24 protein-coding genes and 1 pseudogene are annotated in these 25,695 nt (G+C 71.7%); 14 read left to right on the plus strand and 11 right to left on the minus strand.

From position 1 onward, the window contains the following. Positions 1–50 precede the first annotated feature (50 nt). From KY49_RS20010 to KY49_RS20025, 4 genes are read left to right on the plus strand one after another with little or no spacing between them, the layout of a single operon-like run. Complete coding sequence (locus KY49_RS20010; RefSeq protein ID WP_042586299.1) at positions 51–851, plus strand: (Fe-S)-binding protein; 801 nt, start codon at positions 51–53, stop codon at positions 849–851. Further along, positions 848–1,579, plus strand: a complete 732-nt coding sequence (locus KY49_RS20015; RefSeq protein ID WP_042586300.1) for a LutC/YkgG family protein — start codon at positions 848–850, stop codon at positions 1,577–1,579. Before KY49_RS20010 ends, KY49_RS20015 begins: the two co-directional genes overlap by 4 nt. Further along, positions 1,576–3,021, plus strand: coding sequence for a LutB/LldF family L-lactate oxidation iron-sulfur protein (locus KY49_RS20020; protein WP_042586301.1), 1,446 nt, complete (start codon positions 1,576–1,578; stop codon positions 3,019–3,021). The genes KY49_RS20015 and KY49_RS20020 overlap by 4 nt, the downstream gene beginning before the upstream one ends. A gap of 56 nt (positions 3,022–3,077) precedes the next feature. Continuing rightward, positions 3,078–4,787, plus strand: coding sequence for a lactate permease LctP family transporter (locus KY49_RS20025; protein WP_042586878.1), 1,710 nt, complete (start codon positions 3,078–3,080; stop codon positions 4,785–4,787). An 80-nt stretch (positions 4,788–4,867) separates the two neighbouring features. Here the strand turns inward: KY49_RS20025 and KY49_RS20030 are convergent, their stop codons facing one another. From KY49_RS20030 to KY49_RS20065, 8 genes are all read right to left on the minus strand, one after another. After that, positions 4,868–5,629 (minus strand): M48 family metallopeptidase, encoded by a 762-nt coding sequence (locus tag KY49_RS20030; RefSeq protein ID WP_042586302.1) that lies wholly within the window; start codon positions 5,627–5,629, stop codon positions 4,868–4,870. A gap of 466 nt (positions 5,630–6,095) precedes the next feature. Further along, complete coding sequence (locus KY49_RS20035; protein WP_042586303.1) at positions 6,096–7,220, minus strand: dihydrolipoamide acetyltransferase family protein; 1,125 nt, start codon at positions 7,218–7,220, stop codon at positions 6,096–6,098. 2 nt (positions 7,221–7,222) lie between these two features. Next, complete coding sequence (locus KY49_RS20040; protein ID WP_042586304.1) at positions 7,223–8,203, minus strand: alpha-ketoacid dehydrogenase subunit beta; 981 nt, start codon at positions 8,201–8,203, stop codon at positions 7,223–7,225. After that, on the minus strand, positions 8,196–9,284 hold the full coding sequence (gene pdhA / locus KY49_RS20045; RefSeq protein WP_042586305.1) for a pyruvate dehydrogenase (acetyl-transferring) E1 component subunit alpha: 1,089 nt from the start codon (positions 9,282–9,284) through the stop codon (positions 8,196–8,198). Before pdhA ends, KY49_RS20040 begins: the two co-directional genes overlap by 8 nt. A gap of 321 nt (positions 9,285–9,605) precedes the next feature. Beyond that, positions 9,606–9,896, minus strand: a complete 291-nt coding sequence (locus tag KY49_RS20050; RefSeq protein ID WP_010090063.1) for a GYD domain-containing protein — start codon at positions 9,894–9,896, stop codon at positions 9,606–9,608. Positions 9,897–10,039: 143 nt separating this feature from the next. After that, positions 10,040–10,825 (minus strand): glycosyltransferase family 2 protein, encoded by a 786-nt coding sequence (locus KY49_RS20055; protein WP_042586306.1) that lies wholly within the window; start codon positions 10,823–10,825, stop codon positions 10,040–10,042. 89 nt (positions 10,826–10,914) lie between these two features. Beyond that, positions 10,915–11,631, minus strand: a complete 717-nt coding sequence (gene fabG, locus KY49_RS20060; protein WP_042586307.1) for a 3-oxoacyl-ACP reductase FabG — start codon at positions 11,629–11,631, stop codon at positions 10,915–10,917. A 116-nt stretch (positions 11,632–11,747) separates the two neighbouring features. After that, the gene (locus KY49_RS20065; RefSeq protein WP_197083591.1) at positions 11,748–12,032 is read right to left on the minus strand and encodes a phosphopantetheine-binding protein; all 285 of its coding nucleotides are present in this window, start codon (positions 12,030–12,032) and stop codon (positions 11,748–11,750) included. Between the two features lie 569 nt (positions 12,033–12,601). Between KY49_RS20065 and KY49_RS20070 the strand changes: the two genes are divergently transcribed. The 10 genes and pseudogenes from KY49_RS20070 to KY49_RS20110 all read left to right on the plus strand — a co-directional run bounded on the left by KY49_RS20070 (position 12,602) and on the right by KY49_RS20110 (position 22,979). Further along, positions 12,602–13,258: a membrane protein gene (locus tag KY49_RS20070; RefSeq protein WP_042586308.1), complete on the plus strand. Its 657-nt coding sequence runs from the start codon at positions 12,602–12,604 to the stop codon at positions 13,256–13,258. 58 nt (positions 13,259–13,316) lie between these two features. Beyond that, on the plus strand, positions 13,317–15,065 hold the full coding sequence (locus tag KY49_RS20075) for an AMP-binding protein (RefSeq protein WP_042586309.1): 1,749 nt from the start codon (positions 13,317–13,319) through the stop codon (positions 15,063–15,065). Then, on the plus strand, positions 15,062–16,036 hold the full coding sequence (locus KY49_RS20080) for an LpxL/LpxP family acyltransferase (RefSeq protein ID WP_042586310.1): 975 nt from the start codon (positions 15,062–15,064) through the stop codon (positions 16,034–16,036). Before KY49_RS20075 ends, KY49_RS20080 begins: the two co-directional genes overlap by 4 nt. A gap of 3 nt (positions 16,037–16,039) precedes the next feature. Further along, positions 16,040–16,648 (plus strand): LolA-related protein, encoded by a 609-nt coding sequence (locus KY49_RS20085; protein WP_042586311.1) that lies wholly within the window; start codon positions 16,040–16,042, stop codon positions 16,646–16,648. Continuing rightward, positions 16,648–19,140 carry an MMPL family transporter gene (locus KY49_RS20090; RefSeq protein WP_042586312.1) on the plus strand — a complete coding sequence of 831 codons (2,493 nt, stop codon included), beginning with the start codon at positions 16,648–16,650 and terminating at the stop codon, positions 19,138–19,140. The genes KY49_RS20085 and KY49_RS20090 overlap by 1 nt, the downstream gene beginning before the upstream one ends. Beyond that, on the plus strand, positions 19,137–20,015 hold the full coding sequence (locus tag KY49_RS20095) for a polysaccharide deacetylase family protein (protein ID WP_042586313.1): 879 nt from the start codon (positions 19,137–19,139) through the stop codon (positions 20,013–20,015). Before KY49_RS20090 ends, KY49_RS20095 begins: the two co-directional genes overlap by 4 nt. An 80-nt stretch (positions 20,016–20,095) precedes the next feature. Further along, on the plus strand, positions 20,096–21,304 hold the full coding sequence (locus KY49_RS20100) for a beta-ketoacyl-[acyl-carrier-protein] synthase family protein (RefSeq protein WP_042586314.1): 1,209 nt from the start codon (positions 20,096–20,098) through the stop codon (positions 21,302–21,304). A gap of 8 nt (positions 21,305–21,312) precedes the next feature. Then, a pseudogene (locus KY49_RS35940) lies at positions 21,313–22,133 on the plus strand (beta-ketoacyl synthase chain length factor). Further along, entirely contained in the window at positions 22,130–22,621 is a 492-nt protein-coding gene (locus KY49_RS20105; protein WP_042586315.1) for a hotdog family protein, read from the plus strand. Before KY49_RS35940 ends, KY49_RS20105 begins: the two are co-directional and overlap by 4 nt. Before the next feature lie 22 nt (positions 22,622–22,643). Next, on the plus strand, positions 22,644–22,979 hold the full coding sequence (locus KY49_RS20110) for a hypothetical protein (RefSeq protein WP_042586316.1): 336 nt from the start codon (positions 22,644–22,646) through the stop codon (positions 22,977–22,979). Between the two features lie 48 nt (positions 22,980–23,027). Here the strand turns inward: KY49_RS20110 and KY49_RS20115 are convergent, their stop codons facing one another. The 3 genes from KY49_RS20115 to KY49_RS20125 all read right to left on the minus strand — a co-directional run bounded on the left by KY49_RS20115 (position 23,028) and on the right by KY49_RS20125 (position 25,545). Next, entirely contained in the window at positions 23,028–23,222 is a 195-nt protein-coding gene (locus tag KY49_RS20115; protein ID WP_042586317.1) for a hypothetical protein, read from the minus strand. Between the two features lie 172 nt (positions 23,223–23,394). Further along, positions 23,395–24,138 (minus strand): acetoacetyl-CoA reductase, encoded by a 744-nt coding sequence (gene phbB / locus KY49_RS20120; protein ID WP_042586318.1) that lies wholly within the window; start codon positions 24,136–24,138, stop codon positions 23,395–23,397. A gap of 225 nt (positions 24,139–24,363) precedes the next feature. Beyond that, positions 24,364–25,545 (minus strand): acetyl-CoA C-acetyltransferase, encoded by a 1,182-nt coding sequence (locus tag KY49_RS20125; RefSeq protein ID WP_042586319.1) that lies wholly within the window; start codon positions 25,543–25,545, stop codon positions 24,364–24,366. Between the last annotated feature and the right edge of the window lie 150 nt (positions 25,546–25,695).

Genomic DNA, 25,695 nt, shown 5'->3' on the forward strand with positions numbered 1-25,695 from the left:
TGCAGCGAAAGCCGGCCCGCGTGCCGGGCCGCCGTCCCATGGAGCGAGACATGAACGAAAGGCACTACCCCCCGGCCGCGCCCGCGGACGTCTATCTGTTCGCGACCTGCCTGGTCGACCTGTTCGTCCCCGACGCGGGGCTCGACGCGGTGCGGCTGCTGGAGCGCGAGGGCCTGACCGTCCACTATCCGCGGGGCCAGAGCTGCTGCGGACAGCCCGCCTACAGCAGCGGCAATCCCGACGACGCGCGCCGCGTCGCCGCCGCGCAGCTCGACCTGTTCGCCGAGCCGTGGCCCGTGATCGTCCCGTCCGGCTCGTGCGCGGGCATGATGCGGCACCATTGGCCGGCGCTGTTCGCCGACGATCCCGTGAACGGCGCGAAGGCACGCGCGATCGCCGAACGCGTGTACGAATTCGCCGAATTCATCGTTCATGTGCTCGGCGTGCGGCTCGACGTGCTCGCCCCTGCTGCTGCGCCGGACGAGCGCGTGGTCCTGCATACGTCGTGCGCGGCGCGGCGCGAAATGGGCACGCGTGCGCATGGCATCGCGCTCGTCGACGCGCTGCCCGGCGTGACCCGCATCGAACACGAACGCGAATCCGAATGCTGCGGCTTCGGCGGCACGTTCTCGCTGAAGCATCCCGACATCTCCGGCGCGATGGTGCGCGACAAGGTCGCGGCGGCGTGCGCAACCGGCTGCGACCGGCTCGTGTCCGCCGACTGCGGCTGCCTGCTGAACATCGGCCACGCGGCGGCGAAGGCCGGCGCACCGCTGCCGGTCGAGCACCTCGCGAGCTTCCTGTGGCGCCGCACGGCCGGCGCGGCGTCGCTACGCGGAGACGACCGATGAGCGCGCGCGAAGCCATCCTCGCGCGGCTGCGCACGGCAGCGCCCGCCGCCGCATCCGCCGCCGCTGACGCCGCCCCCCTCGACGCCCGCATCGACCGCCACTACGCGGCCCGGCGCGCCGCCGCCCCGGCCGATCCGCACGCGCTCGCGCAGGCACTGCAGGCCGCGCTCGCCGCGTCGCACGCCGACGTCTGGTGCGCGGACGCGGCCGCGTGGCCCGCGCAGCTCGCCGCGCGCCTCGCCGCGGCCGGCGTGCGCCGCCTGCTGCTCGACCCGGCCCGCGCGGAATCGGCGGCGCTGGCCCGCGCGCTGCCAGACACCGTCTCGACGGTGCCGTTCGACCGGCCGATCGACGCATGGAAGGCCGAGCTGTTCGACACGATCGACGCGGGCTTCACGGTCGCGCGCTCGGGCATCGCAGCGACCGGCACGCTCGTGCTCGCGCCCGACGCCGGCACGCCGCGCACCGTGTCGCTGGTGCCGCCGCTGCACGTCGCGCTCGTCCATGCGCGCACGCTGCACGCCGACCTCCATGCGACCGTGCACGCCGAGCGCTGGCAGGCGGGCATGCCGACCAATCTCGTGCTGGTGTCGGGACCGTCGAAGACCTCCGACATCCAGCAGACGCTCGCGTACGGCGCGCACGGCCCGCGCCGTCTGTGGGTCGTGATCGTCACCGAGCCGGCCGGCGCCGCGGCCCCGCGTGATCGCCAAGGAGCTGCGCGATGAGCGACCACCCGATGCAGTTCGTCGCCCCGGGCGACTTCAAGGCCCGCGCGCGCCAGGCGCTCGACGATCCGAAGCTGCGCCGCAGCTTTCGCGGCGCGATGGATTTCCTGCAAGGCAAACGCGCGACGCAGTTCCCCGACGACGCCGAGCTGCAGCAGCTGCGCGATCTCGGCGAGGCGATCCGGCAGCATGCGCTCGCGCACCTGCCGGCGCTGCTCGAACGGCTCGAGGCGAAGCTCACCGAGGCCGGCGTGCGCGTGCACTGGGCCGAGACGGCCGACGAAGCGAACGCGATCGTGCTCGGCATCGTGCAGGCGAAGCAGGCGCGCCGCGTGATCAAGGGCAAGTCGATGGCGAGCGAGGAAATCGAGCTGAACCATTACCTCGCCGAGCGCGGCGTCGACTGCATCGAATCCGACATGGGCGAATACATCGTCCAGCTCGCCGGCGAGAAGCCGTCGCACATCGTGATGCCCGCGATCCACAAGACGCGCGGCGACATCGCCGAACTGTTCGAGGCGCACATTCCGGACGCGCATTACACGGAAGACGTCGACGAGCTGATCCAGACCGGCCGCCGCGCGCTGCGCCAGGCGTTCGTCGATGCGGACGTCGGCCTGTCGGGCGTGAACTTCGCAGCGGCCGACACGGGCACGCTGTGGCTCGTCGAGAACGAGGGCAACGGCCGCCTGTCGACCACGGTGCCCGACACGCACATCGCGATCATGGGGATCGAGAAGGTCGTCGCGAAGCTCGAGCACGTCGTGCCGCTGTCGAGCCTGCTCACGCGCTCGGCGACCGGCCAGGCGATCACGACCTACTTCAACCTGATCACCGGCGCGCGCCGCGACGGCGAACGCGACGGCCCGCGCGAGCTGCACCTCGTGCTGCTCGACAACGGCCGCACGCAGGCCTACGCGGACGAACAGCTGCGCGCGACGCTGCAATGCATCCGCTGCGGCGCGTGCATGAACCACTGCCCCGTCTATACGCGGATCGGCGGCCATGCATACGGCACAACGTATCCGGGGCCGATCGGCAAGATCATCTCGCCGCACCTGCTCGGCCTGAACGCAACCGCCGACCTGCCGACCGCGTCGACGCTGTGCGGCGCGTGCGGCGAGGTCTGCCCGGTGCGGATTCCGATCCCGCAGCTGCTGGTGCGGCTGCGCACCGAGGCGAACCGCAAGCCCGACGAGCCGGTCGCGCATCCGCTGCGCGGCCAGGGCGCGAACTACAGCCGCGCGGAAGACCTCGTGTGGCGCTTCTGGTCCGGCGCGTTCGCGCATCCGCGCGCGTACCGCGCGTTCCGCTGGGCGGCGACGCGCCTGCGCGCGCTCGCGCCTGCGCAGCAGATGGGCTGGACGCAGCACCGCACGCCGCTCGAACCGGCGCCGCGCAGCCTGTCCGACCTGCTGCGCGCGCGTGGCCAGCCCGAGTAGCACCCGCTTTCCGAGCCGTACCGATAGACCTATAGAGACATATGGAGGAGACAACCATGCAGGCCTGGCATCAGATCTATACCCCGCTCGGCAGCCTCGGGCTGTCGGCGTTCGTCGCCGCGATCCCGATCATCTTCTTTTTCGTCGCGCTCGCCGGCTTGCGGCTGAAAGGGCACGTCGCGGCCGCGATCACGCTGCTGCTGTCGCTCGGCGTCGCGATCCTCGCGTACCGGATGCCCGCGCCGCAGGCGCTCGCGGCAGCCGGCTTCGGCTTCGCGTACGGCCTCTGGCCGATCGCGTGGATCATCGTCGCCGCGGTGTTCCTGTACAGGATCGTCGTCAAGACCGGCCAGTTCGACGTCATCCGCGCGTCGGTGCTGTCGATCACCGACGACCAGCGGCTGCAGATGCTGCTGATCGGCTTCTCGTTCGGCGCGTTCCTCGAAGGCGCGGCCGGCTTCGGCGCGCCGGTCGCGATCACCGCCGCGCTGCTCGTCGGCCTCGGCTTCCGCCCGCTGCACGCGGCCGGGCTGTGCCTGATCGCGAACACCGCGCCGGTCGCATTCGGCGCGATGGGCATCCCGATCATCGTCGCGGGGCAGGTCACCGGCATCGACGCGTTCCACATCGGCGCGATGGCCGGTCGCCAGTTGCCGCTGCTGTCGCTCGCGGTGCCGTTCTGGCTCGTGTTCATGATGGACGGGCTGCGCGGCGTGCGGCAGACGTGGCCGGCCGCGCTCGTCGCCGGCGGCAGCTTCGCGATCACGCAGTACTTCACGTCGAATCACCTCGGGCCCGAGCTGCCGGACATCACGTCGTCGCTCGTCAGCCTCGTCGCGCTCGCCGCGTTCCTGAAGGTGTGGCAGCCGAGCAGCGCCCGTCAGACGGCCCGCGGGGCGGCCGGCGGCACGGTCGCGTCGGGCGGCGGCGCAGCGGCGCTCGCCGGCTTCGGCGGCTTCGGTTCGTCGACGAGCCGCGAGGCGTCGCCGTACACGTTCGCGCAGACGCTGCGCGCGTGGTCGCCGTTCCTGATCCTGACGGGCGTCGTCACCGTGTGGAGCCTCGCGCCGTTCAAGGCGCTGTTCGCCCCGCACGGCGCGCTCGCCGCGACCGTGCTGAAGTTCAAGGTGCCGGCGCTCGACCAGCTCGTCGTCAAGACCGCGCCGATCGTCGCGACGCCGAAGGCGCTCGACGCGGTGCTGAAGATCGACCTGGTGTCGGCCGTCGGCAGCGCGATCCTCGTGACCGCGCTGATCTCGATCGTGCTGCTGCGGATGAAGCCGCGCGACGCGCTCGTCACGTTCGGCGAAACGCTGAAGGAGCTCGCGCGCCCGATCCTGTCGATCGGCTTCGTGCTCGCGTTCGCGTTCGTCGCGAACTATTCGGGGATGTCGTCGACGCTCGCGCTGCTGCTCGCCGGCACCGGCGCCGCGTTCCCGTTCTTTTCGCCGTTCCTCGGCTGGCTCGGCGTGTTCCTGACCGGCTCGGACACGTCGTCGAATGCCCTCTTCTGCTCGCTGCAGCAGGCGACCGCGCACCAGCTCGGCCTGCCGGACACGCTCGCCGTCGCCGCGAACACGACGGGCGGCGTGACCGCGAAGATGATCTCGCCGCAGTCGATCGCGGTCGCGTGCGCGGCGACGGGCCTCGTCGGCAAGGAAGCGGAGCTGTTCCGCTTCACGGTCCGGCACAGCCTGTTCTTCGCGGTGATCGTCGGGCTGATCACGCTCGTGCAGGCGTACGTGCTGCCGGGGATGGTGCCGTGACCTGAAAAAACAAAACCCCGCGCTCCGGAGAACGCGGGGTTCGTCTGCAGGCTGAAGCGCCGGCCTTGCCGGCGCTTTGATCAGTTGCCCTTCGCGAGGCGATCCTGGATGTGCTGCGCACGGCTAGCCGACGACGGGTGCGAATCCATCATCGAGCTCTTGCCGCCGTCCAGCTTCGCGAGCTTCTGGAACGACGTGACGAGACCCTTCTGGTTCATGCCCTTCTGCTTGAGCAGGTCGAACGAGTAGTCGTCGGCCGCGCTTTCCTGCGACTGCGAGAACTGCGCGTTGATGAACTTCTCGGTGATGTCGCCGAGCTGCGAGTTGGTCAGCGCCGCCACGCCCGGCGACGCCGCGCCGGCCGCGCTGCGCGCCGCGCTCACCGCGTAGGCGGTCTGCATCGCCTTCTTCGAGTGGCCGAGCGCGACGTGGCCCATTTCGTGGCCGATCACGCCGCGCAGCTCGTCGTCGTTCATCATGTCCATCAGGCCGCTGTACACGCGCACGCAGCCGTTGCCCATCGCCCACGCGTTGACGTCCTTGGTCATGTAGACCTTGTAGTTGATCTTCTGGCCGTTCAGCGTCATGTCGCCGAAGCCCGCCATCACCTTCGTCAGCCGCTTCGCGTACGCGCTGCCCGGCGCGGCGATCTTCGACTGGGCGTCGCTCGACTTGCACGAGTCGTTCGACAGCGCGGCGATGTCGGCGTCCGACAGCGTCGCCGCCTTGAGCATGTTCGAGCCGGCCGACGCGAGGCCGTTCGCGTCGAGACCCTGCACGCCGCCGCACGCGCTCAGCAGGAACGCCACGCCACAAGCTGCAACCGCTTTTTTCAACTGCATGTGTGTACCCTCGGTAGTTGTATTTCGAAGCGGCGATTTTGCATAAAACGGCAGAAAATTACCAGTTGTTTACATCAAGTGACAGGTAGATTAATCGTACAAAAAGACGCAATCGGCGCGTAGCGGCCGTCATTGCGCTGCAAAAATGTTGAAAAAGGTTGCGCGGCGCGCGCGAATCTAGGGCCTGTTCACGCTAATAACGGGCTTGCGCTGGCCGCCAGAAGGGCCGAGCGCGAGGAATGCGACGCAGCGAATACTGGACGTATTCGCAAGGAGCATGACGCGGCGATCGGCCCTTCTGGCGGCCAGCCCCACGAATGAATTTTCAAGATCAGGGGAACGTGCGTTGCCGGCCGCATTGCGGCGTCGCGCGTCGCTTGTTTGGCTCGGCCAAACGGCGCTCCGTGCTCCTTGCACTGCGACCGGCAACGCACGTTCGCAAGCCCGTTATTAGCGGGAACAGGCCCTAGTCCGCCGCCTGCAGGTCGGCGATCGCCGCCGCGAGAAAGCGCGCCGCCTCGCCGCCCGTGACGACCCGATGGTCGAACGTCAGGCTGAGCGGCAGGAGCCGGTGCACGGCGGCCGCGCCGCCGACCGCCACCACGGCGTCGTGGATGCGGCCCGCGCCGAGGATCGCGACCGTCGGCGGCACCACGACGGGCGCCGCATATTTACCGGCGATCATCCCGAAGTTCGACAGCGTGATCGTATTGCCGCGCAGTTCCTCCGGCGGAATCCGGCGCGCGCGGATGTCGTCGCGCATCCGGTCCAAGCCGGCCCGCAGGCCGGCGGCGTCGCGCTGCGCGACGTCGCGCAGCACCGGCACGAACAGGCCGTCGGGCAGGTCGACCGCGATGCCGACGTCGATCTTCGCGAGCACGTGCCGCCGCCCGGTGTGCCCCTCGTACCACGCGTTGAGCCCCGGCTCGGCGCGGCAGCCCGCGACCAGCGCGCGGATCAGCCGGATCGTCACGTCGGTGCGCGGCGCCCATGCGTGGATGTCGGCGTCGTCGATCACCGTCGCCGCGGCCACCTCGCTCTGCGCGCGCGCCATGTTCTGCGCCATCGCGCGCCGCACGCCGCGCAGCACTTCCGCCGGCCCGACCTCGGCGAGCACCTTCGCGACCCGCTGCACGTCCGCCGCGGTGATCACGCCGTCCGCGCCCGACGGCGTGACCATCGCGAGATCGACGTCGAGCTTGCGCGCGAGCGCGCGCACCGCGGGCATCGCCTTGATCGCGCCCGCGCCGCCGAGCGCACCACCGATCCCGCCGCCGAGCGCCGCCGGCGCGTCGTGCACGACCTGCGCGCCCACCTCGACCTTGCCGACCACGGTGCCGGCATCCGCGTCGTCGCCCACGCCTTCGAACGCGACGAGCGGCGCGCCGAGATGCACGAGGTCGCCCGCCTGCCCGAACAGCTTCGCGATGCGGCCCGCCTGCGGGGACGGGATGTCGACGATCGCCTTCGCGGTCTCGACCGACAGCAGCGGCTGGTCGGCCGCGACCGTGTCGCCCGCCTTCACGCGCCATTCGACGATTTCCGCTTCCTGCAGCCCTTCGCCGAGGTCCGGCAGCTTGAAGATCTTCATGGTCAGGAGGCCTCCAGCGTCTTGCGCGCGGCGTCGACGATCCGCTCGACGCTCGGCAGATATTGGCTTTCAAGCCGGAACAACGGCACGACCACGTCATAGCCCGTCACGCGCTGCACCGGCGCGAGCAGCGAATACAGCCCGCGCTCGGCGATGACCGCGGCGATCTCCGCGCCGAGCCCCGCGGTGCGCGGCGCCTCGTGGACGATCACGCAGCGGCCCGTCTTCGCGACCGACGCGAGGATCGTGTCGACGTCGAGCGGCTTGAGCGTCGCGACGTCGATCACCTCGGCCATCACGCCGTCCTGCGCGAGTTGGTCGGCGGCCGCCTGCACTTCCTGCAGTGCCGCGCCCCAGCTCACCAGCGTGACGTCGGCGCCGTCGCGCAGCGTGAAGCAGGTGTCGAGCGGCAGCGCCTCGCCATCGTCCTCGACCGGCTGCCGGAACAGCCGGTACAGTCGCGTCGGCTCGAGGAAGATCACCGGGTCCGGATCGCGGATCGCGGCGAGCAGCAGCCCGTATGCGCGCGCCGGCGACGACGGCATCACGACGCGCAGCCCGGGGATATGCGCGAACAGCGCCTCGGGGCTTTCGGAGTGATGCTCGGGCGCGTGGATGCCGCCGCCGCACGGCGAGCGGAGCACGAGCGGGCAAGACAGCCGGCCGCGCGTGCGGTGCCGCAGCCGCGCCGCGTGATTGAGGATGTGATCGATGGCCGGATAGATGAACCCGGTGAACTGGATCTCGGCGACCGGCCGCAGCCCCATCGCCGCCATGCCGATCGCGGCGCCCGCGATTCCCGATTCCGCGAGCGGCGTGTCGATCACGCGCTCGGCGCCGAAGCGCGACTGCAGGTCGACGGTCGCGCGGAACACGCCGCCGTTGACGCCGATGTCCTCGCCGAGCAGGACCACCGCCGGATCGTTCGCGAGTTCGTAGGCAAGCGCACGATTGACCGCTTCCACCAGGTTCAGGTCAGCCACGATGGTTCCCCGCAGGCGGTGCGAACGCGAGCGCCGTGTCGAGCTGTTCGCGCAGCGCGCGCGGCAGCGTCGCGTACAGATGGTCGAACATCGCGGACGTGCCGGGCGGCGCGACCGCCAGGTATTCCTGCACGGCTGCGTCGACCTGCGCGTAGCAGGCCTTGCCGAGCTCGGTGTCCCGCGCCTTGTCCCATGCGTTCATGCGCATCAGGTACGTGCGCAGCCGGATCAGCGGCTCGTGCTCCCATTGCTTCGCGACGGTGTCGGCGTCGCGATAGCGCGTCGCGTCGTCGGCGGTCGTGTGATCGCCGAGCCGGTAGCTGAGCGCTTCGACGAGCGTCGGGCCGCCGCCGCGGCGCGCCTTGTCGAGCGCTTCCGACACGACCTGCCGCACCGCGATCACGTCGTTGCCGTCGACCTGCCGGCCCTCGATGCCGGCCGCGATCGCCTTCTGCGCGAGCGTCTGCGCGGCGGTCTGCCGGGTGCGCGGCACCGAGATCGCCCACTGGTTGTCGTTGACGACGAGCACGAGCGGCGCCTGCCATGCGCCGGCCATGTTCATCGCTTCGTAGAAGTCGCCCTTCGACGTGCCGCCGTCGCCGAAGATCGTCACCGCGACGCGCGGCTCGCGGCGCAGCATGAACGCATAGGCCGCGCCCGCCGCATGGCACACCTGGGTGCCGATCGGCACGCAGTTCGGGAAGTCGTGGCGCGCCGCGCTGAAATCGCTGCCGCGCTCGTCGCCGCCCCAGTACAGCAGGCTTTCCGCCATCGTGACGCCGCGCAGCAATTGCGCCGCATGGTCGCGATACGACGGGAACAGCACGTCGTCGGTCTGCATCGCGCTCGCGACGCCGACGCCGATCGCCTCCTGCCCGACCGACGACGCGAACGTGCCGAGCTTGCCGGTGCGCTGCAGCGCGATGGCCTTCGCATCGAACGCGCGCGTCAGCACCATCGCGCGATAGAGCGGCAGCAGCGCCGCGGGGTCCTGCGCGAACTCGGGCAACGGCTGCACCGGCTCGCCGTCGGGCCCCAGATACTGCGTGTAGTCGACATGAAAGCGCGCGACCGTGCTCATGACTCGCCTCCGTGCGGGTGCGAAGCCAGGCGTGCGTCGATGCGGCGCGGCTCGGTGAAGTGATGCCGCCGAGGCGCGCGCGTCCGGCTCGGCGACGGATCGCGCCGCCGGCGGAAAACGCGCCGCCGTTGCGGGGTACGCAGATCGCACACATGCGGGCTGCGCCCCTTCCGGCCCTTTGACCGTCCTTCAACCTTAGTCAGTTATCGGGTGAAAGCAAGTCGGAACTGTACGCACGCAAAGCGTGACGCGGTGCGGCATCGCAGGCGCCACGCTGCGTGACGGAGGAAGAAAAAAGAAAGCATGATGGCCGCGCCGGCACTACATCTTCGCGATGATTTCACCGACCTCGGTGCTGTCGAATGCGCGCAGCGTCTGCGTGCGGACGTTGCCCGCCGAGCCGAGCGCGAAGCCGAACGCGGTGAGGCTTTGCTCGTCCGGCGCGTCGATGATGGTGACGATGTCGAACGCGCCGAGCGTCCAGTACACCTCCTTCATGTTGCAGCCGAACGTGCGGGCCATTTCCGCGACCTGCCCCGCACGCTGCCGCGTGCTCTTGATCGTGCGGATGCCCTGATCGGTGAAGTTTGCGAGAACCACGTAAGTCGCCATGACGATTCCCCTTACGATTGAACCGTGTCGGGATTGCCTGCGCGCGAGCGGTTTCGCCCACGATGGTGCGACTGCGCCGGCGGCGCCGCGTCGCGCGTAACTGGATTCTAGGCAGCGGGATCGAGGATGAAAGACGATCTGGATCAACCGCGGCGCGGAGGCAGACGCCGCGTAAGCCGGCGCGCGACCAGCAGCGGCAGCCGCAGCACGAAGCCCGCGATCAGCCGCAGGTGCATCCACGTGAGCAGCGCGTTGTCGCGCCCGTAATGGAAGTGCGACACGCCGCCCTCGTTCTCGCGGAAATAGCGCACGGGCGCGTCGATGCGGATCGGGCGCACGCCGGCCCAGCACAGCCGCACCGCCGCTTCGGGATCGAAGTCGAAGCCGCGCATCCACATCTGCCGGTGCATGATCGCCGCGAGCGGCGCGACCGGATACACGCGAAAGCCGTACAGCGAATCGCCAATGCCGGCCCACAGCGTCTCGACGTCGGCCCACACGTTCGACAGCCGCCGCCCCTGCACGCGCAACGGCGGCGCGTCGGCGTCGAACTTCGGCATCCCGAGCACCATCGCGTCGGGCGCGGCCTGCGACGCGGCCATGAACGCGGGAATCAGGTGGGCCGGATGCTGGCCGTCGGAGTCCATCGTCAGCACGTGCGTGAAGCCGCGCGCGGCAGCCGCGTCGAGCCCGGCGAGCACCGCCGCGCCCTTGCCGCGGTTCTCCGGCAGCACGATCACGTGCAGCCCCGGATCGCGCTCGGCCAGCGCCTGCAGGCGCTCGGCGCTGCCGTCGGTGCTGCCGTCCACGACGACCCACACCGGATTCCACTGCGCGCGGGCGCTGCGCACGGTCGCATCGACCCGGATGCCCGGGTTGTAGCTCGGAATCAGCACGAGATGGGTGGACGAAGCGCGCGGCGAGGACATGGGCACGGCCAAGGTCGAAGACGGGAATCCTGACGGAATTTTATGACCTGCCGACGACCCGCGGCATCGGGTTTCCACGTCGGGCATCGTCATGCGAGACCGCCGTTGACCGACAGCACCTGCCCCGTCACGTAGGCGGCCGCATCGGACACGAGATACGCGACCATGCCCGCGACTTCTTCGGGGCGGCCCGCGCGCTGCGCGGGCACGAGCTGCCTGATGCGCTCGGCGGGAAATGCGTCGTCGGCCATCGGCGACGCGATGATGCCGGGCGCGACCGCGTTCACGGTGATGCCGCGCGACGCGAGCTCGAGCGACAGCGACTTCGTCGCGCCGATCAGCCCGGCCTTCGCGGCCGCGTAATTGACCTGCCCGCGGTTGCCGGTCACGCCCGCGACCGACGCGATGTTGACGATCCGCCCCCGACGCGTGCGGATCATCGGCAGCAGCAGCGGCTGCGTGACGTTGAAGAAACCGTTGAGCGTCACGTCGATCACGCTGCGCCATTGCTGCCGCGACATGCCGGCCATCGGCGCGTCGGCGTGGATGCCCGCGTTGTTGACGAGGATCTGCACCGGCGCGTCGTCGACGAGCCGCGCGAGCGCGGCGTCGACCGCGTCGGCGTCGGTCACGTCGAACGCGATCGCGTGCGCGGCGCCGCCGGCCGCGACGATCCGCTGCGCGACCGCTTCCGCCTGCGCGAGATGGCGGTTCGCGTGCACCCAGACTTCATGGCCGGCCAGCGCCAGCGCTTCGCAGATTGCCTGCCCGAGCGCACCGCTGCCGCCCGTCACGAGCGCGCGCATCGACCGTCTCCTTTCATGTGCGTTCCACTCCGATCGACGCGGCGGCCGCGAAGCGCATGCTCCGCACCCGGCCGCGTGCCGTTGTCACCAATTTCGCGCCGTGGCGGCGCGCGCCGTCATTTCGTGCGATGCGCGGCGACGTAGGCGGCGAGCGCGCCGAGCGTCGCGAAGATCCTTTCGTTATCCGGATTGTCCGAGCGCAGCTCGAAGCCATACTTCTTCGAGATCAGCAGCGCGATTTCCAGGATGTCGATGGAGTCGAGCCCGAATCCTTCCCCATAGAGCGGGGTGTCGGCGGTCACTGCGTCGAGCGACACGTCTTCGAGATTCAGTTCGCCGATGATCAGCGCGGCGAGCTCTTGTTCCAGTGCGTTCATCATGCTTGCAAACAGGCGGCACACGGCAGCGGGAGCGCACCGAAACGGCCGTCTCGCGCACGCGTCGCCGCGTGCGTCTGTCCATTCCTCCGGCATCCGCCGTCCACCCCGCCCGTGTTTTTGGGGATCGTTTGGTAAAAGTTACGCGGATTCTAGTCGACGGGTATCGGGGCGTATACGGTGAAAGGGTTACAGACGTGCGGGCGCGCGCCGCCCGCATTTCGGGACGCGAACCCACGGGATGCTTGAGCCGCTTTGGATGGAAATGGATCGGCCGCGCGACGGGCTGCGCGCGGCGCCATACATTCGGTTACAAAAGCCCCACGCGCATGCCCGAAAGACGCGCGGCAGGCACCCTAAAATGTGCGTGCCACGAGAGGTGGCCGGGCTTCGGCTCCGGCCGCCATTCATATGATGATTGACGGCCCGACGACCGCGTCGCGCCCCCGACCCCCATCGATGCATCCAGCCATGCCGCGTCCGTCCGTTCGCCGCGCTTTCGCGCCTCCCGCCGTCCGCTGCCGCACTGCCGCCGCGCGTGCCGCTCGTGTCACGCGCACCGGCGGCGCACGCCATGCGCGCGGAGCCGCGCAATGAGCACGCCGGCGCGCATCGCGCGCGGCGCGCTCGCCGTCGGCGCGGTGGTCGCCTACCAGGCCGGCGCGCATTACGCGGCCGCGACGCCCGGCGCGCATGGCTTCGGACTCGCGATGGCGCTCGTGCCGCCGCTGCTGCTCGCGCTCGGCGCGGCGCTGCGCTCGCCGCGGCGCGCGCGGCTCGTGCCGGCATGGGCGCTCGCCGCCGCCGCGCTGTGGGCCGCGCGCGAACCGCTCGCGCGGCATTTCGGCTGGGGCCTGTATCTGGAGCACGCGAGCTTCAACCTCGCGATGGCGCTGCTGTTCGGCCGCACGCTGGCGGCCGGGCAGACGCCGCTCTGCACGCGCTTCGCGGCAATGGTCCACGGCGCGGTCACGCCGGCCATCGCGCGCTACACGCGGCAGATCACGATCGCGTGGACGCTGTTCTTCGTCGCGATCGCCGCCGTGTCGACGCTGCTGTTCGCGACCGCGCCGATCGTCGCGTGGTCGACGTTCGCGAACTACCTGTCGCTGCCGCTCGTCGCCGTGATGTTCGCCGCCGAGCATGCGTGCCGGCGCTTCGCGCTGCCGCACGAGCCGCGCTCGCGCATGCTCGACGCGGTGCGCGCGTACCGGCAGGCGACCGGGGCCCGCGCCAGCCATGCGCGCTGAATTCACGGCCGGCGCCGCGTGGCGGCCGCGCCGGCCCCGCTTTCGTTTTCGCTGATTTATGCCGACTTATCCGCTGGTTTTCCATTCGTCCCCGGAGCAGACGATCGCATGGCGCGACGGCGCGCGCGTGACCGTGCGCACGTTCCTCGCCGACGTCGCGCGCGTGGCCGCCGCGCTGCCCGCGGGCGGCCACGTGTTCAACGTGTGCCGCGATCGCTACCGCTTCGCCGTCGGCCTGTGCGCGGCGCTCGTCGCCGGCAAGGTCAGCCTGCTGCCGTCCACGCAGACGCCGGACACGGTCCGCCGGCTCGCATCGTTCGCGCCCGATGCGTTCTGCCTGCACGACGCGCCCGGCTGCGCGATCGAGCTGCCGCGCTTCGCGTATCCCGACGCCGCGCCGGCGGACGGTGTGGTCGACTCGGGCGATGCGCCGTTCGTCGTCCCGCAGATCGACGCATCGCGGCTCATGGCCTATGTGTTCACGTCCGGCTCGACCGGCGCGCCGGTGCCGCACCGCAAGACCTGGGGCAGCCTGGTCGGCTGCCTGCGCGCATCGGCCGGGCGCCTCGGGCTGCTCGACGGCCGCGCGTACACGCTGGTCGGCACCGTGCCCGCGCAGCACATGTACGGCTTCGAAGCGACGGTGCTGCTCGCGCTGGTCGGCGGGCTCGCGTTCAGCAACCGCCTGCCGTTCTACCCGCTCGACATCCGCGCGGCGCTCGATGCGGTGCCGCAACCGCGCGTGCTCGTCGCGTCGCCGATCCACCTGCGCGCACTGCTGTCGTCCGCGCACGCGCTGCCGCGCGCCGCGCTCGTGCTGTCGGCGACCGCGCCGCTCGCGGCATCGCTCGCGCGCGAAGCCGAGGCCGCGCTCGGCGCGCCGCTCGTCGAGATCTACGGCAGCACCGAGACCGGCCAGATCGCGACGCGCCGCACCGCGCAGGACACGGCCTGGCAACTGTTTCCGGGCATCCGCGTCGATGCGCGCGAAAGCGCGGACGACGACGGCGGGCCGACCATGTGGGTGTCGGGCGCGCATGTCGACGCGCCCGTGCCGATGGGCGACGTGCTCGAACTGCTCGGCGACGGCCGCTTCCTGCTGCACGGCCGCAAGGCGGACCTCGTCAACATCGCCGGCAAGCGCACGTCGCTCGCGTACCTGAACCATCAGCTCAATGCGATCCCCGGCGTCATCGACGGCGTGTTCTTCATGCCCGACGACGCGACGCACGCCGGCCGCACTGCGGGCGTCGAACCCGTCACGCGCCTCGTCGCGCTCGTCGTCGCGCCGACGCTGGCGGCCGCCGACCTGCAACGCGCGCTGCGCGAGCGGATCGATCCAGCGTTCATGCCGCGCCCGCTCGTGTTCGTCGACGCGCTGCCGCGCAACGACACCGGCAAGCTGCCGCGCGACGTGCTCGCGGCGCTGGCCGCCCGGCATACGCGCGCCGCTGCGTCGTCCACGCCCGATCGCGGCGCCGACGCGGCGAACACGCTCGCCTTCACGATCCCCGCCGACCATCCGGCGCTGCCCGGCCATTTCCCCGGCCACCCGATCGTGCCGGGCGTCGTGCTGCTCGATCACGCGATCACCGCGATCGGCGCGGCGCTGAACCGCCCGTTGCACGCGTGGCGGCTCGGCTCCGCGAAATTCCTGAGCCCGGCCGCGCCCGGCGAGCCGCTCGACCTCGCGTTCGACGCGGCGGCGAGCGGCGCGATCCGCTTCACCGTGCGCGCCGGACGCCGCGACGTCGCGACCGGCGTGCTGTCCGCGCCGCCGGCCGCGCGGGAGGCGACGCCCGCATGAAGCGCACCGCATGGGCCCGGCGCCGGGAGCGCAGCAACACGCCGCTGCTGCGCGCGATGACGTGGATCTCGCTGCGCTTCGGGCGGCGCGCCGCGCGCGTCGTGCTGCATCTCGTCGCGGCCTGGTTCGTGCTGTTCTCGCCGTGCGCGTGCGCGGCGTCGCGCGGCTACCTGCGCCGCGCGCTCGGCCGGCCCGCGCGCTGGCGCGACGTGTACCGGCACGTGTTCACGTTCGCGTCGACGATCCACGACCGCGTGTACCTGATGAACGAGCGCGTCGACCTGTTCGACGTGCGCCTGCACGGCGAGGCGCACGTGCGCGCCGCGCTCGCGGGCGGACGCGGCGCGTTCCTGATCGGCGCACACCTCGGCAGCTTCGAGATCGTGCGCGCGCTCGGCCGCACCCAGCCGGGCCTGCGCGTCGTCGTCACGATGTACGAAGAAAACGCGCGCAAGATCAACGCGACGCTCGCCGCCGTGAATCCCGCCGCGAAGCCGGACGTGATTCCCCTCGGGCAGGTCGATTCGATGCTGAAGGTGCGCGAGCGCCTCGACGCGAACTGCATGGTCGGCATGCTCGCCGACCGCACGCTGCGCGACGACGCCGCCGCATCGACCCGGCGGCTCGACCTGCTCGGCGCGCCGGCCGCGTTCCCGCTCGGGCCGCTGTACATGGCCGCGATGCTCGGGCGCCCGGTGATCTTCATGACCGGCCTCTATCGCGACGGCAACCGCTACGACGTCCACTTCGAGCCGCTCGCCGATTTCTCCGGCGTGCGCCGCGACGCGCGCGCGGCCGCCGTCGACGCGGCGCTCGCGCGCTACGTCGCGCTGCTCGACGAGCACTGCCGCGCCGCGCCGTACAACTGGTTCAACTTCTTCGACTTCTGGCAGGACGGCAACGCCCCCGCCGCGCGTCGCGACGACGCGCCGGTGCACGCCGCCGGCCTGCCCGCCACGAGGGATTCCTGACGCATGGCCGCCTTCCGCCGTTTCCCGTTCACCATCGCCGCAGCCGCGCTCGCCGCCGCTATCGCACTGGCCGCGCCCGCGCGCGCGGCGGACGCCGGCGCGCCATGGAGCCTCGACCGGCTGATGTCGACGCTCGCGCAGCACAAGTCCGGCCGCGCGACGTTCACCGAGACGAAAAACCTGTCGATCGCCGCGCAGCCGGTCGAGTCGTCCGGCGAGCTCGTGTTCGTCGCGCCGGATCATCTCGAAAAGCACACGCTGAGCCCGAAGCCCGAACACCTCGTCGTCGACGGCGGCATGCTGACCGTCGAGCGCAACAACCGCACATACACGCTCGCGCTCGACCGCTATCCGGAGCTCGGCGCGTTCATCGACAGCATTCGCGCGACGCTCTCCGGCAACCGCTTCGCGCTCGAGCGGGTCTACAAGGTCGCGCTGTCCGGGCGCGGCGACGACTGGACGCTGACGCTCACGCCGCTCGACGCGCGGATGCTGAAGGTCGTCAGCACGATCACGCTCGACGGCACGCGCGACGTATTGCGCAGCGTCGCGATCCGGCAGGCCGACGGCGACCATTCGCTGATGCGGCTGCAACCCGTTCCGGCGAACTGATGGACGACCGCACCCGGCCTTCGCCCGTCGCCCGCGGCCTGCGCGTGCTGCGGCAGCGCGCGGTGCTCGCGTGGCTGCTGGGCCTGCTCGCCTGCGGGTTCGCGATCAGCCGCGCGAGCTTCACGGCGGACCTGTCCGCGTTCCTGCCGCGCTCGCCGAGCGCCGGGCAGCGCGTGCTCGTCGACCAGTTGCGCGACGGCCTCGTGTCGCGGCTGATCCTCGTCGCGATCGACGGCGACACCGCCGCCGCGCGCGCGGTGCTGTCGCGGCGCATGGCCGCGGCGCTGCGCGACGATCCGCAGTTCGCGGCGGTCAACAACGGCGAGCCGGTCAACGACGCGCGCGACCAGCAGTTCATCGTCGCGCATCGCTACCTGCTGAGCCCGGCCGTGACGCCGCAGCGCTTCACCGCCGACGGCCTGCACCAGGCGCTCGGCGACAGCCTCGACCTGCTGGGCTCGTCGGCCGGTCTCGTCGCGAAGGCGCTGCTGCCGCGCGACCCAACCGGCGAAGTCGCCGCGCTCGTCGGCCAGCTCGACAGCGGCGCGCTGCCGGCGTCGCGCAACGGCGTGTGGGCGTCGCGCGACGGCGCGCGCGCGGTGCTCGTCGTGCAGACGGCCGCCGCCGGCTCCGACACCGATGCGCAGGCGCGCGCGATCGATGCCGTGCGCCGCGCGTTCGATACGGCGCGGCAGGCGACCCCGGGCGCGTCGTCCTGCACGCTCGCGATGGCCGGGCCCGGCGTGTTCGCGGTCGACACGCGCGACACGATCCGGCGCGACGTCGAGCGCCTGTCGACGCTGAGCCTGCTGCTGATCGTCGCGCTGCTGCTGACGCTGTACCGCTCGCCGCGCACGCTCGCGCTCGGGCTGCTGCCGGTGCTGTCGGGCATCGCGGCCGGGCTCGCGGCGGTCAGCGTCGCGTTCGGCACGGTCCACGGGCTGACGCTCGGCTTCGGCACCACGCTGATCGGCGAGGCGGTCGACTACTCGATCTACCTGTTCGTGCAGTCCGCGCAGGCCGGCCCGCGCGACGCGACCCGCCCGGCCGACGCGACGCGCGCGTGGCTCGCCGCGTATTGGCCGACGATCCGGCTCGGCGTGCTGACGTCCGTCTGCGGCTTCGCGTCGATGCTGTTCTCCGGCTTCCCGGGCCTCGTGCAGCTCGGGCTGTATTCGATCGCGGGCCTGGCGGCCGCCGCGCTCGTCACGCGCTTCGTGCTGCCGCCGCTGCGCGGCGACCATGTCGCGATCCGCGACGTGTCGCGCGCAGGCACGGCGCTCGCGCGCGCGGCCGCCGCCGCGCCGCGCCTGCGCTGGCCGCTGGCCGCGCTGGTGCTCGCCGCGAGCGTGGCGCTCGCGCTGCATCGCGACGACCTGTGGAGCCGCGAGCTCGCCGCGCTGAGCCCGGTGCCCGCGCGCGCGCAGGCGCTCGACGCGCGCCTGCGCGCCGACGTCGGCGCGCCCGACGTCCGCTATCTGGTGGTGATTCCGGCCGACAGCGAGCAAGCCGCGCTCGAAGGCGCGGAGCGCGTCGCCGCGCAATTGCAGCCGCTCGTCGAGCACGGCGCGCTCGCCGGCTTCGAGAACCCCGCGCGCTACCTGCCGAGCGACGCCGCGCAACGTGCGCGGCAGGCGAGCCTGCCGGACGCCGGCACGCTCGCCGCGCGGCTGCGCGCAGCCGTCGCGCACCAGCCGATCACCGTCAAGCCGGAGCTGTTCGCGCCGTTCGTCGCCGACGTCGACGCCGCGCGCCACGCGCCGCTCCTGACGCGCGCGGACTTGCGCGGCACGTCGATGGCGCTCGCGGTCGATGCGCTGCTGACCGAGCGCGCGGGCCGCTGGAGCGCGATGCTGCCGCTGCGCGCGCCGGACGCCGCACGCGCGGCGCACACGGCGCACGCGGCGCAAGCCGCGCCAGGCCTCGACGCGGCGCCAAGCCTCGACGCCGCGCCGATCCGCGCGGCAGTCGCGCGCGCCGGCGTGCCCGGCGCGCTGTTCGTCGACATGAAGGCCGAGGCCGACCGCCTGTACGTGGACTACGTGCGGGAAGACCTCCGCCTGTCGCTCGCGGGCTTCGCGGCGATCGCGGTGCTGCTGCTGATCGCGCTGCGCTCGCCGCGGCGCGTCGTGCGCGCGCTCGCGCCGCTCGTCGCGGCGGTGCTGGTCGTGGCCGCGGGCTTCGCGGCCGCCGGCGTGCCGCTGACGATCCTGCACCTGATCGGAATGCTGCTGATCGTCGCGGTCGGCTCGAACTACGCGCTGTTCTTCTGCAAGCGCGACGACGCGCAACCCGTCACGCCCCACACGCTCGTGTCGCTGCTGGTCGCCAATCTCGCGACGGTCGCCGGGTTCGGGCTGCTCGCGCTGTCGCACGTGCCGCTGCTCGAAACCTTCGGCCTGACCGTCGGCCCCGGCGCGATGCTCGCGCTCGCGTTCGCCGCGATCCTGGCGCCGCCGGCCGCCGCACCGCTGCAGGGAGGACGCACATGAACGCGCCGACATCCACACCGTCATCCGCACCGCGTCCCGGCGACGCGCGCCGCTGGACGCCGACGCCGCTCGTCGCGGGCGCGGCCGCGCTGCATGCGGGCGCGGCGGCGGCCGTCGTCGCGCAGCCGGCGAGCTGGCCATGGGCGGCCGGCGGCGTGATCGCGTCGCACCTCGCACTGACGGCGGCGGGCCTGTGGCCGAAAAGCGCGCTGCTCGGCCCGAACTGGACGCGCCTGCCGGACGGCGCCAGCCGCCGGATCGCGCTGACGATCGACGACGGCCCCGACCCGGACGTCACGCCGCGCGTGCTCGACCTGCTCGACCGCTACGACGCGCAGGCGACGTTCTTCTGCATCGGCGACCTTGCGCGCCGCCATCCGCGGTGGATCGAGGCGCTCGTCGCGCGCGGCCATGCGGTCGAGAATCACAGCCAGCGGCACCGGCACACGTTCTCGCTGTCGGGCCCGCGCGCGCTGCGGCGCGAGATCGACGCCGCGCAGCGTACGCTGACCGAGCTCACCGGCACGCGCCCGCTGTTCTTCCGCGCGCCCGCGGGCCTGCGCAATCCGTTCCTCGAACCGGTGCTGTGCGAGCTCGGCCTGCAGCTCGCGAGCTGGACGCGGCGCGGCTTCGACACGCGCGAGCGGGATGCCGGCGTGGTCACGCGCCGCCTGCTGCACGGGCTCGCGCCGCGCGACATCCTGCTCGTCCACGACGGCCATGCGGCGCGTGACGCGCGCGGCGAGCCGGTCGTGCTCGACGTGCTGCCGGCCGTGCTGCGCGCGGCCGCCGACGCGCAATTGCGCTGGACGACGCTGCGCGCCGCGCTCGCGCCGGAACCGCCGGCGGCGGCCGGCCCGACGGCGCCCGTTTGATAAAATTCAATGGCTATCGGCGCGCCGCGCGGCCTCACCACGCACCGCGGCGCCCGAACCGGCAACCGGATTCGACCCTCGTGAACCCTCTCCTGCTTTCGCATTTCACGGCCACCAGCTGCATCGGGCGCGGGCTCGACGCGACCGTCGCCGCGCTGCGCGGCGCGCGCGGCGGACTCACGCGATGCGACTTCGAGCGCGCGGACCTCGACACCTGGATCGGCGCGGTGGACGGCGTCGACGCGCAGCCGGTGCGCGCCGACCTGAGCGACTTCGAGTGCCGCAACAACCGTCTCGCGCAGCTCGGCCTCACGCAGGACGGGTTCGCCGAACGCGTCGCGGCCGCCGTGTCGCGCTACGGCGCCGAACGTGTCGGCGTGTTCGTCGGCACCAGCACGGCCGGCATCCTCGAGACCGAGCACGCGTACCGGCGCCGCGACCCGCAAAGCGGCGCGCTGCCGGCCGGCTTCCACTACGCGCAAACCCATAACCCGTACTCGCCCGCCGCGTTCGTGCGCGCATACTTCGCGCTGCGCGGCCCGGCGCTGGCGGTGTCGTCCGCATGCTCGTCCGGCGCGAAGGTGTTCGGCTCCGCGCGCCGCATGCTCGAAGCGGGCCTGATCGATGCGGCGGTCGTCGGCGGCGTCGATTCGCTGTGCCTCACGACGCTGTACGGCTTCAATTCGCTCGAACTGCTGTCGCGCCGGCCGTGCCGGCCGTTCGACGTCGCGCGCGACGGGATCTCGATCGGCGAGGCCGCGGCGTTCGCGCTCGTCGAGCGCGTGCCCGCGTCTGACGCGCTCGACGACAGCGCGGTGCTGCTGCTCGGCATCGGCGAATCGAGCGACGCGCATCACATGTCGTCGCCGCATCCGGACGGGCGCGGCGCGCGCGCCGCGATCGAGCAGGCGCTGGCGTCGGCCGGCCTCGGCGCGGCCGACATCGACTACATCAACCTGCACGGCACCGCGACGCCGAGCAACGACGCCGCCGAAGGCCGCGCGATCGGCGCGCTGTTCCCGCAGACGCCGTGCAGCTCGACCAAGGGCGCGACCGGCCACACGCTCGGCGCGGCCGGCGCGCTCGAGGCGGTCGTCGCCGCCGTCGCGCTGCGCGGCCAGTTCGTGCCGGCCGGCGTCAACACGACGCACCCGGACCCGGCCCTCGCCACCGACTACGTGCTCGCGAGCCGCGACGCGCGCGTGCGCGCCGTGCTCAGCAATGCGTTCGGCTTCGGCGGCACGAACTGCAGCCTGATCCTCGGCCGCGCCGGCTACGCGCGCCGCTGACCACCGACATGACACTCAGCGCCTACATCGAGAGCATCGGCCTCATCGGGCCGGGATTGAACGACTGGCCGCACGCGGCCGACGTGCTCGCCGGCCGCGCGGCCTATGCGGGCGCGCGCACCGTGCTGCCGCCGCCGGCCGGCCTGCCGAGCGCCGAGCGGCGGCGCACCGGCCCCGTCGTGCGGGCCGCGCTCGCGGTCGGCCGCGAAGCGGTCGCCGCCAGCGGACGCGACGCCGCGACGCTCGCAACCGTATTCAGCGCATCCGGCGGCGACAGCCAGAACTGCCATGCGATCTGCGAGACGCTCGCGGGCGACGACCGGCTGCTGTCGCCAACGCGCTTTCACAACTCCGTGCACAACGCGCCGGCCGGCTACTGGAGCATCGCGACGGGCGCGACGGCCGCGTCGAACGTGCTGTGCGCGCATGACGGCAGCTTCGCCGCCGGGCTGCTCGAAAGCGTCTGCCAGGTCGCGGTCGATCGCGTGCCGTGCCTGCTGATCGCATACGACACCGACTATCCGGAGCCGCTGCGCGCGGTGCGGCCGATCGTCGATGCGTTCGGCGTCGCGCTCGTGCTCGCGCCCGAGGCCGGCGCGGCCACGCTCGCGCGCATCGACGTGCAGCTCACCGACGCGAGCGCGACGACGCTCGCGTCGCCCGCGCTCGAAGCGTTGCGCATCGGCAATCCCGCCGCGCGCGCGCGCTGCCTCTGCTCGATGCGCTCGCCGCGCCGCGCGCCGCGCGCGTCGTGCTCGACTATCTGGCGGACCGGCGCGTGCAGGTCGACGTCGCGCTGCCGGACGCATTCGCGGAGCGTGCGCGATGACGACCGCCGGCACGATGCGCGACCGCGCGTGGATCGCCGCGCACATTCCGCACGACGGCGCGATGTGCCTGCTCGACTCGGTGGACTTCTGGGACGACGCGCGAATCCGCTGCACGGCGACGAGCCACCGCGATCCGCGCAACCCGCTGCGCGCGCACGGCCGGCTCGCGTCGGTCTGCGGGATCGAATACGCGGCGCAGGCGATGGCCGTGCACGGCGCGCTCGTCGGCGCGCCGCGCGAGCGGCCGCGCGCCGGCTTTCTGGCAAGCGTGCGCGGCGTCGACGCGTTCGTCGAGCGCCTCGACACGTGCGACGCACCGCTGACCGTCGAAGCCGAACGTGTCGGCGGCGACGACGTCACGGTGCTGTACGGCTTCACGCTTCGCTGCGGCGGGCGCGTGCTGCTGAGCGGCCGCGCCGCGGTGATGCTCGATGCGTCCGCGGCCGGCGCGCTTCGCCCGCCTGGCGGCGGCGCGGAGATTCGATGACAACGTTGGGAGGAATCTGCTTGTGAAAGGTCGTCAGTTCATTTTTGCCGCACTCGTGTTCGCGACGGTTTGCCCGGCCGCGCACGCGGACCTGTCCGAGGTGAAGCAGGACATCAAGCGCGATTCGAAGGAAGCCGCGCACAAGACCGGCGAGGCCGCGCGCAGCTTCGGCCATGCGACCGCGAGCGCCGCGAAGGCGGTCGGCCACGGCGTCGCGCATGCGTCGCGCGAGGGTTGGGACGCGACCAAGCACGCATCGCGCGAAGGCTGGGATGCGACCAAGCACGCATCGCGCGAAGGCTGGGATGCGACCAAGCGCACGACGAAGCGGATCTTCCACAAGGACGGCAGCGACTGAGCGCAGTCCGCGGCGGCGCAGCGGGACGCTGCGCCGCCACCCGACCGCTCAACCGGCCCGCCGCTTCGCCCTGACGCCGTGCAAGGCCGCCTTGCCGTATGCCGCACGCCAGCAGTCGCGATGATCGAAGTCGCGCAGCAAGCGCGCGCGGCGCCGCTCGAGCCAGTAGTGAACGATCGCCGCCGTCAACGCGACGGCGAGCGCTGCCCCGCCGATCGCGAGGCCCATCGAAGTGTCACCCATGCCTGCTCCGGAATGTGAAGCCGCGGCGGCACGGCGGGCGACGGCGAGCGGGGCGGGCAGAACGAGAAGAGGCCCGCGTCCGTCATCGTCATCGCGCACGCGCGCTGCCCCGGCGCTGAATGGCTGGAGCACGTCCCGGGCGCGCGAGGCGCGCAGCCCGGGCCGCCGCGCGTCAATGCATGTGCTGCCCGCCGTTGATCGCGATGTTGGAGCCGGTCACGAAGCCCGCCTCGTCGGAGCACAGGTACGCGACGAGCGCCGCGACCTCCTCGGGCTTGCCGAGCCGGCCGGCCGGAATCTGCGGCAGGATCTTGCTGTCGAGGACGTCCTGCGGAATCGCCGTCACCATCTTCGTCGCGAGATAGCCGGGCGACACGGTGTTCACCGTCACACCCTTGCGCGCGACTTCCAGCGCGAGCGATTTCGTGAAGCCGTGCATGCCGGCCTTCGCGGCCGCGTAGTTGGTCTGGCCGACCGAACCCTTCGAGCCGTTGACCGACGAGATGTTGACGATCCGCCCCCAGCCGCGCTCGACCATCCCTTCGCACACCGGCTTGGTCATGTTGAACACGGAATCGAGGTTGGTGCGGAGCACCGCGTCCCAGTTGACCTTGTCGAGCTTGCGGAACGTCATGTCGCGCGTGATGCCCGCGTTGTTCACCAGCACGTCGATCGGCCCGACGTCCTGCACGATCTTCGCCACGCATTGCTGGCACGAGTCGTGATCGGCCACGTCCACCGGATACGCGTGGAATTCGCGGCCCGCGGCGTGCATCTCGGTCAACCAGCGGTCGACGCCATTGTTGTTCGGCGAATACGTGACGACGACCCGGTAGCCCGCGTCGTGCAACCGGATGCTGATCGCCTCGCCGAGACCGCCCATTCCACCTGTCACAACTGCAATTCGCTTAGTCATCCTATAAAGTACCGACAAAAAGATTAATCGATGATGTGGCAATCCATTAGCGCTGCCTGGGCACCGCTTGCCGCCCACACCGCTTCGATGCGCCGGGCGCATCGTCGAATCGCGCGTTTTTGTTGTGTACCGCTTGTCCGGCGCGCAAGCCGTCACGGGCCACCGTCGTGGTGCATGCCTGCACCGCGACGGCGCCCAATCTCACAAACTGCTGTCAGAAACCGCTCAACCGCGCTCGACCGCGAGCGCAACCCCCATCCCGCCGCCGATGCACAGCGACGCCAGCCCGCGCTTCGCGTCGCGCTTGACCATCTCGTGCAGCAGCGTCACCAGGATCCGGCAGCCCGACGCCCCGATCGGATGACCGATCGCGATCGCCCCGCCGTTCACGTTCACCTTCGACGTGTCCCAGCCCATCTGCTTGTGCACCGCCAGCGCCTGCGCCGCGAACGCCTCGTTGATCTCCATCAGGTCCAGGTCGCCCGGCGTCCAGCCCGCGCGCTCCAGGCACCGGCGCGACGCCGGCACCGGACCCATCCCCATCACGCTCGGGTCCACCCCCGCGTTCGCGTACGCCTTGATCCGCGCCAGCGGCGTCAGACCCAGCGCCGCCGCCTTCTGCGCCGACATCACCAGCACCGCCGCCGCGCCGTCGTTGATCCCCGACGCGTTCGCCGCCGTCACCGTGCCGTCCTTCGCGAACGCCGGCTTCAGCCCTGCCAGCGCGTCCGCCGTCACGCCGTGACGCACGAACTCGTCGGTCGCGAACTGCAGCGGCTCGCCCTTCTTCTGCGGGATCGCCACCGGCACGATCTCGGCGTCGAAGCGCCCCGCCTTCTGCGCCGCTTCCGCCTTGTTCTGCGACAGCGCCGCGAAGGCGTCCTGCTCCGCGCGCGTGATCCCGTATTCCTTCGCGACGTTCTCCGCCGTGATCCCCATGTGGTACTGGTTGTACACGTCCCACAGCCCGTCGACGATCATCGTGTCGACCAGCTTCGCGTCGCCCATCCGGAACCCGTCGCGCGAGCCCGGCAGCACGTGCGGCGCCGCGCTCATGTTCTCCTGCCCGCCCGCGACCACGATCTCCGCGTCGCCGGCGATGATCGCGTTCGCCGCCAGCATCACCGCCTTCAGGCCCGAGCCGCACACCTTGTTGATCGTCATCCCCGGCACCGCGCTCGGCAGCCCGGCCTTGATCAGCGACTGCCGCGCCGGGTTCTGGCCCGAGCCGGCCGCCAGCACCTGGCCCATGATCACTTCGCTCACCTGCTCCGGCTTCACGCCGGCGCGCTCCAGCACCGCGCGGATCACCGTCGCGCCCAGCTCCGGCGCCGCGATCTTCGCGAGCGTGCCGCCGAATTTGCCGACCGCGGTCCGCGCGGCCGATACGATCACTACGTCCGTCATGTTCGATTCCTGCATCAGAGTCACATTGCTGTTGTGCCGCCGGCCGGCGCCGGTCCGGCATCGGTTGCCGCGCGACCGCTACGCGGCACGGCGGCTCGCGAACATCGCGGCCAAACGTCGCGTGGCACACGCGGCGTCCGGCGGCGGGTC

The organism is Burkholderia sp. MSHR3999 (assembly GCF_000833595.1).
GTDB lineage: Bacteria > Pseudomonadota > Gammaproteobacteria > Burkholderiales > Burkholderiaceae > Burkholderia > Burkholderia ubonensis.

Excerpts from the sequence above, each read along its gene's own strand:
- KY49_RS20020 (WP_042586301.1), top strand. The coding sequence starts at position 1,576 with ATGAGCGACCACCCGATGCAGTTCGTCGCCCCGGGCGACTTCAAGGCC.
- KY49_RS20125 (WP_042586319.1), bottom strand. The coding sequence starts at position 25,545 with ATGACGGACGTAGTGATCGTATCGGCCGCGCGGACCGCGGTCGGCAAA.
- KY49_RS20010 (WP_042586299.1), top strand. The coding sequence starts at position 51 with ATGAACGAAAGGCACTACCCCCCGGCCGCGCCCGCGGACGTCTATCTG.
- KY49_RS20025 (WP_042586878.1), top strand. The coding sequence starts at position 3,078 with ATGCAGGCCTGGCATCAGATCTATACCCCGCTCGGCAGCCTCGGGCTG.
- KY49_RS20085 (WP_042586311.1), top strand. The coding sequence starts at position 16,040 with ATGGCCGCCTTCCGCCGTTTCCCGTTCACCATCGCCGCAGCCGCGCTC.
- pdhA (WP_042586305.1), bottom strand. The coding sequence starts at position 9,284 with ATGAGCACGGTCGCGCGCTTTCATGTCGACTACACGCAGTATCTGGGG.
- KY49_RS20070 (WP_042586308.1), top strand. The coding sequence starts at position 12,602 with ATGAGCACGCCGGCGCGCATCGCGCGCGGCGCGCTCGCCGTCGGCGCG.
- KY49_RS20015 (WP_042586300.1), top strand. The coding sequence starts at position 848 with ATGAGCGCGCGCGAAGCCATCCTCGCGCGGCTGCGCACGGCAGCGCCC.
- KY49_RS20030 (WP_042586302.1), bottom strand. The coding sequence starts at position 5,629 with ATGCAGTTGAAAAAAGCGGTTGCAGCTTGTGGCGTGGCGTTCCTGCTG.
- phbB (WP_042586318.1), bottom strand. The coding sequence starts at position 24,138 with ATGACTAAGCGAATTGCAGTTGTGACAGGTGGAATGGGCGGTCTCGGC.
- KY49_RS20105 (WP_042586315.1), top strand. The coding sequence starts at position 22,130 with ATGACGACCGCCGGCACGATGCGCGACCGCGCGTGGATCGCCGCGCAC.
- KY49_RS20080 (WP_042586310.1), top strand. The coding sequence starts at position 15,062 with ATGAAGCGCACCGCATGGGCCCGGCGCCGGGAGCGCAGCAACACGCCG.
- KY49_RS20055 (WP_042586306.1), bottom strand. The coding sequence starts at position 10,825 with ATGTCCTCGCCGCGCGCTTCGTCCACCCATCTCGTGCTGATTCCGAGC.
- KY49_RS20050 (WP_010090063.1), bottom strand. The coding sequence starts at position 9,896 with ATGGCGACTTACGTGGTTCTCGCAAACTTCACCGATCAGGGCATCCGC.
- KY49_RS20075 (WP_042586309.1), top strand. The coding sequence starts at position 13,317 with ATGCCGACTTATCCGCTGGTTTTCCATTCGTCCCCGGAGCAGACGATC.
- KY49_RS20115 (WP_042586317.1), bottom strand. The coding sequence starts at position 23,222 with ATGGGTGACACTTCGATGGGCCTCGCGATCGGCGGGGCAGCGCTCGCC.
- fabG (WP_042586307.1), bottom strand. The coding sequence starts at position 11,631 with ATGCGCGCGCTCGTGACGGGCGGCAGCGGTGCGCTCGGGCAGGCAATC.
- KY49_RS20035 (WP_042586303.1), bottom strand. The coding sequence starts at position 7,220 with ATGAAGATCTTCAAGCTGCCGGACCTCGGCGAAGGGCTGCAGGAAGCG.
- KY49_RS20090 (WP_042586312.1), top strand. The coding sequence starts at position 16,648 with ATGGACGACCGCACCCGGCCTTCGCCCGTCGCCCGCGGCCTGCGCGTG.
- KY49_RS20095 (WP_042586313.1), top strand. The coding sequence starts at position 19,137 with ATGAACGCGCCGACATCCACACCGTCATCCGCACCGCGTCCCGGCGAC.